The sequence below is a fragment of the Klebsiella aerogenes genome (assembly GCA_029027985.1).
GTDB lineage: Bacteria > Pseudomonadota > Gammaproteobacteria > Enterobacterales > Enterobacteriaceae > Klebsiella > Klebsiella aerogenes_A.
Window position 1 is genome coordinate 632,222 of the sequence record CP119076.1, and the last position, 12,459, is coordinate 644,680.

10 protein-coding genes are annotated in these 12,459 nt (G+C 52.2%); 8 read left to right on the forward strand and 2 right to left on the reverse strand.

Annotated features, from left to right (window positions below):
- Positions 1-8 precede the first annotated feature (8 nt).
- Entirely contained in the window at positions 9-1,079 is a 1,071-nt protein-coding gene (gene dhaK, locus PYR66_03095) for a dihydroxyacetone kinase subunit DhaK (protein ID WEF28738.1), read from the reverse strand.
- A gap of 567 nt (positions 1,080-1,646) precedes the next feature.
- Between dhaK and PYR66_03100 the strand changes: the two genes are divergently transcribed.
- Both PYR66_03100 and dhaR read left to right on the forward strand, forming a co-directional pair.
- A complete protein-coding gene (locus PYR66_03100) occupies positions 1,647-2,744 on the forward strand; it encodes a glycerol dehydrogenase (GenBank protein WEF28739.1) in 1,098 nt (365 codons plus the stop codon).
- A 116-nt stretch (positions 2,745-2,860) separates the two neighbouring features.
- Positions 2,861-4,792 (forward strand): dihydroxyacetone kinase operon transcriptional regulator DhaR, encoded by a 1,932-nt coding sequence (dhaR, locus tag PYR66_03105; GenBank protein WEF28740.1) that lies wholly within the window; start codon positions 2,861-2,863, stop codon positions 4,790-4,792.
- 10 nt (positions 4,793-4,802) lie between these two features.
- Here dhaR and PYR66_03110 read toward each other — a convergent pair whose 3' ends face one another.
- A complete protein-coding gene (locus tag PYR66_03110; protein ID WEF28741.1) occupies positions 4,803-5,498 on the reverse strand; it encodes a helix-turn-helix domain-containing protein in 696 nt (231 codons plus the stop codon).
- A gap of 493 nt (positions 5,499-5,991) precedes the next feature.
- Here PYR66_03110 and PYR66_03115 point away from each other — a divergent pair, with 493 nt between their 5' ends.
- The 6 genes from PYR66_03115 to PYR66_03140 all read left to right on the forward strand — a co-directional run bounded on the left by PYR66_03115 (position 5,992) and on the right by PYR66_03140 (position 12,148).
- Positions 5,992-7,680 carry an arylsulfatase gene (locus tag PYR66_03115; protein WEF28742.1) on the forward strand — a complete coding sequence of 563 codons (1,689 nt, stop codon included), beginning with the start codon at positions 5,992-5,994 and terminating at the stop codon, positions 7,678-7,680.
- 72 nt (positions 7,681-7,752) lie between these two features.
- The gene (locus PYR66_03120) at positions 7,753-9,015 is read left to right on the forward strand and encodes an anaerobic sulfatase maturase (GenBank protein WEF28743.1); all 1,263 of its coding nucleotides are present in this window, start codon (positions 7,753-7,755) and stop codon (positions 9,013-9,015) included.
- A 36-nt stretch (positions 9,016-9,051) separates the two neighbouring features.
- On the forward strand, positions 9,052-10,047 hold the full coding sequence (locus tag PYR66_03125) for an HAD family hydrolase (GenBank protein ID WEF28744.1): 996 nt from the start codon (positions 9,052-9,054) through the stop codon (positions 10,045-10,047).
- 63 nt (positions 10,048-10,110) lie between these two features.
- Positions 10,111-10,803 (forward strand): helix-turn-helix domain-containing protein, encoded by a 693-nt coding sequence (locus tag PYR66_03130; GenBank protein WEF28745.1) that lies wholly within the window; start codon positions 10,111-10,113, stop codon positions 10,801-10,803.
- 606 nt (positions 10,804-11,409) lie between these two features.
- Positions 11,410-11,589, forward strand: coding sequence for a hypothetical protein (locus PYR66_03135; GenBank protein WEF28746.1), 180 nt, complete (start codon positions 11,410-11,412; stop codon positions 11,587-11,589).
- A gap of 262 nt (positions 11,590-11,851) precedes the next feature.
- Entirely contained in the window at positions 11,852-12,148 is a 297-nt protein-coding gene (locus PYR66_03140; GenBank protein ID WEF28747.1) for a hypothetical protein, read from the forward strand.
- Positions 12,149-12,459: the final 311 nt, after the last annotated feature.

The following is a 12,459-nucleotide window of genomic DNA, read 5'->3' on the forward strand; positions in this document are numbered from 1 at the left end:
CGTGCTCCTTAGTTTCCCCAGTTTAGCGCCGGGGTATGGACCGGGGCGTCCCATAACGCCAGCGTTGCATCATCAACTTTCAGCAGGGTAATGGAGAAGCCCGCCATATCCAGCGAGGTGCAGTAGCTGCCAATGAGGTTGCGTTCGATAACGATGCCAGCCGCTTCGCAGCGCTGGGCAAGGCGGTTATACACGCCGTACAGTTCGGAAAGCGGGGTGGCGCCGAGGTTATTGACCAACGCGATAACCCGATCGCCGTGTTGCAGCGCGGTTTTGCTCTGTTTCACTTCCTGCCACGCGCCCTTGACGTTGTCCCACTGACGCAGGGTGCGGCTGTATGCGCCGTTTTCCAGCAGGGTATCGAACATCTCATCGACGGTTTGATCGAGCGAACTGAAGCGGCGGCGGTCGATGCCAGGCTCGCCGTGGATGCCGACGCCGAACTCCATCTCGTCGTCCCGGAGGGTAAAAGAGGGCTGCCCGGCGGCCGGTACGGTGCAGGCGCCGAGGGCGATGCCGATCGAGTGACCGAGGTTATTCAACCGGCGACCCAGTTCGGCGCAGGCTTCCAGAGAATCGCCGCGTTCGGCGGCGGCGCCGACCAGTTTTTCAATCAACACGGTATTGGCGACGCCGCGGCGCCCGGCAGTGTAGAGGCTGTCTTTCACCGCGACATCGTCATCGATCACCACGGTGGTGACCTTGACGCCGCTTTCGTGCAACAGCTCGGTGGCGGTCTCAAAGTTAAGGATGTCGCCGGTATAGTTTTTGATAAGCAGCAGGACGCCTTCGCCGCCGTCAATCTGCATCGCGCATTCGAACATTTTATCCGGCGTCGGCGAGGTAAATATTTCGCCCGGGCAGGCGCCGGAGAGCATGCCCTGGCCGATATAGCCGCAGTGCATTGGCTCGTGTCCGCTGCCGCCGCCGGAGAGCAGCGCCACTTTCCCGGCGACCGGCGCGTCGGCGCGGGTCACGTATACCGGGTCCTGATGCAGCGTCAGTTCAGGGTGCGCCTTCGCCAGGCCGATAAGCTGTTCGCTAAGTACATCTTCCACACGGTTAATCAGTTTTTTCATTGTTTATGCTCCGTTGGAGAGGGTCATCGTGTAGGGGTATCGCCTGTGTATAAGGGTAGTTCGGCGATGTCATGATTCTGGCTGAGCTGACGAAAAATAAAATGCCGCGAAAATAGGTTTCATAACGGAACGCATAAAATGATTTATGTTCCATAGTGGAACGTGATTTGTGAGATGAAGCGAGAAATGCGAGCCAGCGCTAATTATTTGTCCGTTGTTTTCTGCTAACAGAGAAGGGATGAGTGATGATTTTTTTCGCCATTGCGCGGGATTGAACTGATTCCTTTTGTTAAGGCTGGATGATGATGTCGGCTTTTTTGGCGAAATGAGCCGATCGGGATCGCAATCCCGTCGCTTCACCACTATTTAGGTTTCAATATGAAACGTATTAATTTTTTATCTGTTTCAGATAAGAACAAAAAAGGGAAAAATTTTTTTCACCGTCGCTCGCCCTACAGTGACTGCATCGCTCCGGCAACGTCGCCGTTCCGCTAACGACATCAGGCGCGGCGGCATGATGACCAGGGCTCACATGTCAACAGATGCACTTATTTGAGGGTGAAAGGAATGCTAAAAGTTATTCAATCTCCAGCCAAATATCTCCAGGGTCCTGATGCCGCCATGCTGTTTGGCGAATATGCCAAAAACCTGGCCGACAGCTTTTTTGTGATTGCCGATGACTTCGTGATGAAGTTGGCGGGCGACAAGGTATTGAACGGCCTGCATAGCCACAATATTAGCTGCCACGCGGAACGTTTTAACGGCGAGTGCAGCCATGCGGAAATCAACCGCCTGATCGCCATTCTCAAGCAGCACGGCTGTCGCGGCGTGGTCGGCATTGGCGGCGGAAAAACGCTCGATACCGCCAAGGCTATCGGTTACTACCAGAAGCTGCCGGTGGTGGTGATCCCCACGATCGCTTCAACCGATGCGCCGACCAGTGCGTTGTCGGTTATCTACACCGAAGCGGGTGAGTTTGAAGAGTATCTGATCTACCCGAAAAACCCGGATATGGTGGTGATGGATACGGCGATTATCGCTAAAGCGCCGGTACGCCTGCTGGTGGCCGGGATGGGCGATGCGCTTTCAACCTGGTTTGAAGCCAAAGCCTGTTTCGATGCGCGGGCGACCAGCATGGCGGGCGGACAGTCCACGGCGGCGGCCTTGAGCCTGGCGCGCCTGTGCTATGATACGCTGTTGGCGGAAGGCGAAAAGGCGCGGCTGGCGGCTCAGGCAGGCGTGGTGACGGATGCGCTGGAGCGCATTGTCGAAGCCAATACCTACCTTAGCGGTATCGGCTTTGAGAGCAGCGGTCTGGCCGGCGCGCACGCCATCCACAACGGTTTCACGATCCTCGAAGAGTGCCACCATCTCTATCACGGCGAAAAAGTCGCATTTGGCACGCTGGCGCAACTGGTGTTGCAAAACAGTCCGCTGGAAGAGATTGAAACCGTGATGGGCTTCTGCGAAAAAGTCGGCCTGCCGATCACCCTGGCGCAACTGGGTGTGAAAGAGGGAATCGAAAGCAAAATTCACGCGGTAGCGAAAGCGACCTGCGCGGAAGGCGAGACCATCCACAATATGCCGTTCCCGGTCACGGCGGACAGCGTCTATGCCGCTATCCTCACCGCTGACCTGCTTGGGCAGCAGTGGCTGGCGCGCTAATTCGTTCTCGCCTGGCCGAGACGCCGCAGCGCAACGCGGCATGAACTTTCCCCTCCGGCAGCCGCTGCCGGAGGGTTTTGTCGTTTTAACTGTGTTAGCTACAGCGGAAAAGGGATATGACTGTTCAGACTCAGGGCGCGGAAAATGAAGTTTCGGCTGTTATCAGCCAGTCGTGGCATCGCTGCAGCAAATTTATGCAGCGTGAAACCTGGCAGGCGCCGCATCAGGCGCAGGGGCTGACCTTTGAATCGATTTGCCGTCGCAAAACCGCGCTGCTGACTATCGGTCAGGCGGCGCTGGAAGATGCGTGGGAGTTTATGGCCAACCGCCCCTGCGCGCTGTTCATCCTCGATGAGTCGGCCTGTATTCTGAGCCGCTGCGGTCACCCGCAGACCCTGGATCAACTGGCTGAATTGGGATTCCGCGACGGCAGCTACTGCGCGGAGAGCATCATCGGTACCTGCGCGCTGTCGCTGGCCTCAATGCTCGGCCAGCCGGTCAACACCGCTGGCGAGGAGCATTTTAAGCAGGCGCTGCGGCGCTGGTCGTTTAGTTCGACGCCGGTGTTTGATAATCATGGTCGCCTGTTTGGCTCTATTTCGCTGTGTTGTCTGGGCGAAGAGTGGGCCCCGGCGGATCTCTCGCTGACGCTGGCCATCGCGCGTGAAGTGGGTAACTCGCTGCTGACCGACAGCTTGCTGGCGGAGTCCAACCGCCACCTCAACCAGATGTACGGCCTGCTGGAAAGCATGGACGATGGGGTAATGGCGTGGAACGAGCAAGGGTTGCTGCAGTTTCTCAACGCACAGGCGGCGACGCAGCTGCATCTTGATACCCAGGCAAGCCAGGGGCGAAATATCAACGAGTTGCTGACTCTGCCTGCGTTGCTGCGCCGCGCCATCAAGCATGCCCGCAGCCTCAATCATGTGGAAGTGACCTTTGAGAGCCAGCATCAATTTATCGATGCGGTGATTACCCTTAAGCCTATCGTCGAAGAACAGGGCAATAGCTTTATTTTACTGCTCCACCCGGTGGAACAGATGCGCCAACTGATGACCAGCCAGTTGGGTAAAGTCAGCCATACTTTCGAGCAGATGTCGGCGGACGATCCGGAAACCCGGCGCTTGATCCACTTTGGCCGTCAGGCGGCGCGCGGCGCTTTCCCGGTGCTGTTGTGCGGTGAGGAAGGGGTCGGTAAAGAGCTGCTCAGCCAGGCGATTCATAACGAAAGCGAGCGCGCGCCGGGCCCGTATATCTCGGTAAACTGTCAGCGGTATGCCGACAGCGTGCTGGGGCAGGATTTTATGGGCAGCGCACCGACCGATGATGAAAACGGCCGCCTTAGCCGCCTTGAACTGGCCAACGGCGGCACGCTGTTCCTCGAGAAGATTGAGTATCTGGCCCCCGAACTGCAGTCGGCGTTGTTGCAGGTGATTAAGCAAGGCGTGCTGACGCGTCTTGATGCCCGGCGGCTGATTCCGGTGGACGTTAAAGTCATCGCCACCACCACCGTCGAGCTCGCCAATTTGGTGGAGCAGAACCGCTTTAGCCGCCAGCTGTACTATGCGCTGCATTCGTTTGAGATTGCTATCCCGCCGCTGCGGGCGCGGCGCGGCAGCATTCCTTCGCTGGTGCATAGTCGCCTGCGCCGCCTGGAAAAACGCTTTTCATCGCGCTTGAAGGTCGATGACGACGCGCTGGCGCAGCTGGTGGCCTATTCATGGCCGGGCAACGACTTTGAGCTTAACAGCATTATCGAAAATATCGCGATGAGCAGTGATAACGGCCATATTCGCTTGAGCAATCTGCCCGAACATCTCTTTTCTACCCATCCAGGCAACGAGACGGCCTCCTCGCTGTCGCCATCCAGCCTGACTTTTAGCGCTATTGAGAAAGAAGCAATTATCCACGCGGCGAGAGTGACCAGCGGGCGGGTGCAGGAGATGTCGCAGTTGCTGAATATCGGCCGTACCACGCTGTGGCGTAAGATGAAGCAGTACGATATCGACGCCGGTCAGTTTAAGCGTCGGGCGCAGAATAAGGGTTAAGCCGGCGGTGTTAATATTTTTCCGGCAGCTCGTTGGCGATATCGATGAGCTCGCCGTTTTTCATCGTGATATAGCCGCCGTTTTTCAGATCGGAAAGTACCTGGAACAGATAGCTGCGCGACATTTTGGTGCGCCGGAGGATGAAGTTCGCCAGAATCGGGTCGTGTAATACGCCCTCATTTTTCTGTTTTAGGTAGCGGTAAATCATTGAGCGGATGGCAAAGTAACGGGTACCAATTGCCCTTTCGTCATGGGCATCGAGCAAAAACGCCAGGGTGATGGCCGTCATGTTCATCAGCAAAGTGAATTTATCGGGTTGGGTAAAATGCTTCTCAAAATATGCCAGGTTGCAGCTGAACACTTTGACGTTCTTTTTGGCGGTATAGTGCAGTTGAATGCCAGGACCATAGTTTTCGACAATGCCAAAAAACATCCCCTTGATACCCTTACCAATCTGAAATAGCTTCTGTGTTTGCGTTTTACGCTTTTCCGGCGTGAGAACAAAGTTGTGCTCTTGCATTTCAACGGCAATAACGCCTTCGAGGACGATCATAATTTCGTCTTCGCCAAGGGTAAAATGTGTTTCATCGGCAATTTGGCGGGTATTATTACTGTTAGTTAATGAGTTTATCGCCTTTATATTTTTTAAGATCATCTTATTATATTCATCGATGATGTGGAAATAGGGCGTTTGCGTACGACTCATTTTTTCTCCGGGCTTAATTCTACAGCTTTATTACTGCTTACTCTTTCATAAGGCTGACTCTTTATATTCTAAGATGGTGAAGAGTTACGCCTAATACAAAGTATCTAAATTTAAAAGCTAACGCCAGATGCCAGACTTCACTTTTATAGTCCGTTAACGGACTGTTCCGTCGTTCTTTTTAAAACACTCACTTAGACTGTTTGAGTGGGTAGTTGGTTTTCTTTTTTTAGCAACCAGGAATCTACCTGAATATCGAAATGCGATGAAAGTAGTATTGCTTTTACAACAGGTTTCTTTAGTGGAACCGTGACGGTGATTGGCACTGCCAAACCGGAAAAATAAAAATAGAACATGTGGATTTTTATTGGGTTATCTACTTCACTTGATCGGAGTCATCTCTATTGTTGAGCTTTAACCAATCTTTCAAAGCCTGTCTGACATTCACCAAATCATCAGTGGAATCAGGCATATTCTGAGCGATGAGGTCTAAAATATGAATAAAAAGTACAAGGGCATCGGCGTGCTGGCATTTGCCGCCGGTTCGTTATTACCCGGCGCGGCGGCCCATGCTGCCGATCAAAATGCGGCGGGCGCTGGTGATGGTGCGGCAAAGAAACCCAATATCATTTTGATCGTCTCCGATGACACCGGTTATGGCGATCTCGGCGTCTACGGCGGCGGCGAAGGCCGCGGTATGCCAACGCCAAACCTCGACAAGATGGCCGATGAAGGGATGACCTTTTTTGACTTCTATGGTCAGCCGAGTAGTACTCCTGGCCGTGCCGCGATGCAGACCGGGCGAATTCCAAACCGTAGCGGCATGACTACCGTAGCCTTCCAGGGACAGGGCGGCGGTTTGCCGAAAGAAGAGTGGACATTGGCTTCGGTGCTGAAAACCGGCGGTTATAAAACCTTCTTTACCGGTAAATGGCACCTTGGCGAAGCGGATTACGCACTGCCGAATGCCCAGGGTTATGACGAAATGAAATACGTCGGCCTCTATCATCTGAACGCCTATACCTACGCCGACCCGACCTGGTTCCCGGATATGGATCCTAAACTGCGGGAAATGTTTGCCCGCGTCACTCGTGGCGCGCTTTCCGGTAAGGCGGGAGAAGCGCCGAAAGAAGATTTCAAAATCAACGGTCAGTATGTGAATACTCCGGTGGTGGATGGCAAAGAGGGTGTGGTGGGGATTCCATTCTTCGATCGCTACGTCGAGAAGGCTTCGCTGGACTATCTTGAAGCGAATGCGAAATCTTCTGAACCGTTCTTCATGAGCATCAACTTTATGAAGAATCACCAGCCGAACATGCCGGATCCGGACTACGTCGGCAAGTCGATGTCGAAGAGCAAATATGCCGATTCGATGGTGGAAATGGATGCCCGCGTTGGCCACATCATGGATAAGCTGCGCGAACTGGGGCTCGATAAAAACACTCTGGTGGTGTGGACTACTGATAATGGTGCCTGGCAGGACGTCTATCCGGATGCGGGTTATACGCCGTTCCGCGGCACCAAGGGGACCGATCGCGAAGGCGGCAGCCGCGTACCGGCTATCGCCTGGTGGCCTGGCAAGATTAAGGATCACAGCCGTAATCACGATATCGTCGGTGGCCTCGATCTGATGGCAACCTTCGCGTCTGTCGCCGGGATTAAATTACCGACCAAAGACCGCGCCGGGCAGCCGATTATTTTCGACAGTTACGATATTTCACCGGTGCTGTTCGGCACAGGCAAGGACCCGCGTACTTCCTGGTTCTACTTCACTGAAAACGAGCTGACCCCAGGCGCGGCGCGCGTTGGCCACTATAAAGCCGTGTTTAACCTGCGCGGGGATAACGGCGTGAAGACTGGCGGCCTGGCGGTGGATTCCAACCTCGGTTGGAAAGGGCCGGAATCCTATGTGGCGACCGTGCCGCAGATTTTCGACCTCTGGCAGGATCCGCAGGAACGTTACGATATCTTTATGAACAACTATACCGAGCATACCTGGACGCTGGTGACCTTCAACGAAGCCATCGCCAACCTGATGAAAACTTACGTCGAATATCCGCCGCGCAAGCCGCAGAGCGAGGGCTACAGCGGGCCGATTACCCTGTCGCAGTATCAACGCTTTAGCAATGTCCGTGAGCAGTTGAAACAAGAAGGGTTCCAGTTGGCGATGCCGACCGGCAACTAAAATGACATTGGCCCGGGCGTGGTGTCCGGGCCTTTTGCTGTTGTGAGCATTCTTTGAGATGGGTTCTGGTCGATGAAAAAAAGCACTACTATTCCATTAACGCCATTGCAGAACCAGGGGCGTTATCTGCCTGCCTATAAACGTCGTTATCACATGATGGCGAAACCCAGTGGTTCTACCTGCAATCTGGACTGTAACTACTGTTTTTATCTGCATAAAGAGCAACTTCTGCATCAGCCGCACGACAAAGGGATGAGCGATGAGGTGCTGGAGAATTTTATTCGTCAGTACATTCAAAGTCAGGACGGCGAAGAAATTATTTTCTCCTGGCAGGGCGGCGAACCGACCCTGATGGGACTGGAGTTTTTCGAGAAAGTCGTTGAGCTGCAAAAGAAATATCAGCCCAAACACCAGCGTATTGAGAACGATCTGCAGACCAACGGCGTGTTGATTAACGATAAGTGGGCCGCCTTTCTGAAGCGGCATAACTTCCTGGTTGGGGTATCGATCGACGGTCCGCGCGAGATCCACGATCGCTTTCGTGTGACGCGCAGCGGTAAACCGACCTTCGATAAAGTCATGGAGGGCATTGCGGCGTTGAAGCGACACGGCGTGCCATTTAACGCCCTTGCGGTCGTCAACCGGGTGAATGCCCGCTTCCCGCGTGAGGTCTACCGTTTTCTCACCCGCGAATTAGGCGCGACCTATATCCAGTTTACACCCTGTGTGGAAGCCGCCGAGTTTAAAACCACCGCACCGCAGTTCTGGCGTGAAGAGACAATCCCCATCACCGGCAGTCGTCGGGCGAAACCGGGCGATCTGGATTCGATCGTCACCGACTGGTCGGTAGACCCGGACGACTGGGGGCAGTTTCTGACCGAAGCCTTTGATGAATGGACAACCCACGATCTGGGGCGCGTGCAGGTCAACTTGTTCGAAACCGCTGTGGTGCAGACCATGGGACTCCCTTCCCAGCTGTGCATTACTGCGCCGTTTTGCGGTAAGGCGCTGGCGATTGAGAAAAACGGTGACGTCTACTCGTGCGATCATTACGTCTACCCTGAATATAAGCTCGGCAATATTAAGGCGCATAAGTTGGCGCATATGGTCTTTTCCGAGCGACAGAAAGTCTTCGGCATGGGCAAAAAAGAGACGCTGCCAGCCTACTGTAAAAGCTGCCCGCATTTGAATCTGTGCTGGGGTGAATGTCCGAAAAACCGCATCGTGCGCGCCCCGGACGGCGAAGAAGGGCTCAATTATTTGTGTCCAGGATTCCGCCATTTTTACGCGACGGTCAAACCGACGCTGGAGAAAATCGCCGCGATGCTCAAGTAGAGCCGGTCTCTGGCGGTGGAACACGAAGGATAAACAATGAAAAAAACATTATTGATCAGCATGTTGATGATGAGTTTCGCCAGCGCGGCAAGTACCGACATGCTACCAGCATGGAAAGAGACGCCCGCGAAGCAGGCGATTGAACAATGGGTGCAGGGCGCGACGCGTGAAGGCGACGCAGACTTTATTCCGCTTGATAAGCGCTATGTGGTTTTTGATAACGACGGCACCCTGTGGCCGGAAGCGCCGCTCACCTTCCAGCTGCAGTTTGCGGTGGATGAAGTGAAACGGCTGGCGCCCGAACATCCGGAGTGGAAAAAAGATCCGATCGTCAACGCCGTGCTGAACAATGACCTGAAAACGGTAGCGGCGGGCGGCGAAAAAGGGCTGCTCAAACTGCTGGCATTAACCCACAGCGGCATGACCACCGAGGAGTTTAGTCAGCGGGTCAGCGCATGGTTTGACAGCCATCAGGATCAACGTACCGGCTGCCGCTATGACCAGTTGGGGTATCAGCCGATGCGCCAGCTGCTGGATTATCTGCGCGCCAATGGCTTTAAAACGTGGATCGTTTCCGGCGGCGGCATTGATTTTATGCGGGTGGCATCGGAAAAAATGTACGGCATCCCGCCGGAGCAGGTTATCGGTTCGTTCGCGCTCAGCGAGTTTAGCCTGACGGATAATGGCACCCAGCTTCGCAAAACGATGAAAGGCGCATTCAATGATGACGCCGCGGCCAAACCGGTGGCGATCCACCTGTTTATGGGCCAGCGCCCGGTGGCGGCTTTCGGCAACAGCGATGGCGATCTGGCGATGTTGCAGTACACCGCGGCCAACCCGAGCTATAAAACCTTCGAGCTACTGGTGCATCATACCGATGCGGCGAGGGAGTATGCCTACGACAGCCATCCATCCGCTAGCGGCAAGCTGGTGAAAGGATTGACGGAGGCGAAGCAAAAAGGCTGGACCGTGGTCGATATGCAGAAAGATTGGAATACGGTATTCGATCCAGCGCAGTGTAAGACAAAATAGACAAACCATCCTGTATTGCGCCGGGCGAACTGTGTTCTTTTAAAGGGTCATTAATGAGGCAACATGAAAACAACGTATTCTGATGTTATCGATAGCTATAACCACGTTGTTGACAGCGACCTTGACGTGATTCAGCCCTTGATCTCGGTAAACCAGGCGCGAATTATCAAAGATAACGGCGTATTCAGAATTGAACCCGGCGAGGTGGTCATTGTTGTTGAAGGCATCATTTCGATAGAGGTTGAGTACAACGTGGGCTTTGGTTCGGTAAGCAAACGTGTCGCACTCAGTAAAACACGGGATATGCTACAGATCGGCAAAGGGATCCGCGGCATGATCTTAGGTATTATTGAGAACTATGGTCCTGAGCTATCACTAAAATACACAGCAAAGAAAAATGTAAAAATAGTGACCTGTAGTAAAGATGCATTTGAACATTATTTTATTCAGCGGGAACGTTTTTCTTATCTGATGGAGATTATGGCTTTTCAGCTATCATTGATTATTGATGCGCACCATGAGAAAAATTTACCTTCACGCTATGATACGATTAAATCGATGATTTATCGTTATAAAAAACAGCGGGATTCTGGTGTGTTGCATGATAAAAGCCTGGCCAGTTTTATCCTGAAAAGAACCAAAATGTCGCGGAGCTATCTTTTTAAGATTTTAGCTGAGTTAAAAGAGGGGGAATATATTGCGATGGAGAACGGCGAACTGGTTGATATTGTGCGCGAGTTGCCGGAAAAATATTAATCGCCTTCAACCTACCTCACCATTGCGCGATGCCGTGGATCTGTCGCTCTCACCTTCATGTCGCCGTTGCCGCGCGGATCTTTCCTTTTCCATCGCAAATTGATGAGATAGAGGCCTGGGATGTTGCGTCCGGGCGGTCAGGATACGGCTTTACCTTTCATTACTATTGAATGTTAAGAAGTAAGAAGGACTGGCCGAAGTCAGATACTGTGCGGGATGGCGAGCAGAACGTTTCTTGTAGATAGACGTCAATCAGTAGATTTTCGCCCTTTCAGACTCAGCTCGACGTTTGATTTCGTCTGTTTTTACCTCTAAAATGCAGTCAATTATTCTGTTATAAATTCATCCTACTAGTGAAATAAACCATTGTTTTTTCGTTTTAAGGGATACGATTTTCCTGTGAAGGGAGGCTTCTTTGTGTTCAATGGTACAGTGCGCTCAGATGTAAACAATTTCATTAAGATAGAAAAAGGCCGGCGTGGCAGAAAGAGCCAGCCTTTTATCTCTTTCTCCAAAAATGGAGGGCATGTCAGGATCGCGACTTTCATCGCTCGCCACGGAGAACATGTTGATATCCAAATAGATTATTCCGCCAGAACGATCAGGGTGAAAAAGGTTGAACACCACGGCGTGCGTATCAACGTCGGCGGCGTTTTTACCCGTAAGGTACTGGTGAAGCAGTTTCAGTTTGGCGAGAAGAAGACCATCCGTGTCGATCTCACCCAACGGGACGACGGCTGGTTTTATGGCGATTTGCCGGCGGAGTTTTCGGCGAATTGTGCATGAAGTGTTATTAGCATAATCGCCTGGGATACATAAGCTGGCATTATTGCGGGCTCGGGCCATTATGCAGGTATGTCGATACGTAGGCATCCGCTAATGGCTTATTTAGATCAATGAGATATAAATACGAGTCATTATAGTTTCGCATTAAAATTTATTTTTAAGTAAATTACCACCACTAATGGCATTAAATAATAGTTATTACCAATGATAGCTTTGCCATAATTAAGGGAAAATAGAGGCTTAAAAAAGGAAGCGAAATTAAATGGACCATCTACTTAGACACTGTGAACAGATCGCGTTCGGCCCTTATAGTCACGATGCCCGGGCGCTGGCGCATGAAGTGATTGATACATTCTCGGCAGGTATCCCCCCGGAACAACTCATCTTGCCGTGGTTATCGGTCAAAGAGGGGATGCCGGAAGCGGACTGCGGGCGTTATGTCTGTGCTTACACCCCATCAACGTCTCATGACCGTCGCTATCAACTGGTATCTGCAGCAATGTTCAGTACGGTTTGTCGGGACGCTACCCACTGGTTCTATATGTGGGAAGCGTTGTGAGTGATGGGAAGCCAGGCTCTTTGGCTACAGGATAGCTGTGTTCTTGCATGTCTAAGGCTGAATAAAGTATGGAGCATAATTCCCATATTTTATTCACTTTTTTATTTAAGTTATCTTTATAGTTTTCGGTAACAAACCGATAGGTTTCTTCTTTGCAGGGATACTTGCATGAGCGCATGAAAGAGGTGCTGGTAGAAAAAAGCAGCTATTTGTGCATAGCTCACATTTGAACAATTAAATAGAAATTAAATGGAAAAACCTTTTGATACTTCAGCAAAATATAGTCCATATTATAGACTTGTACTGATCAT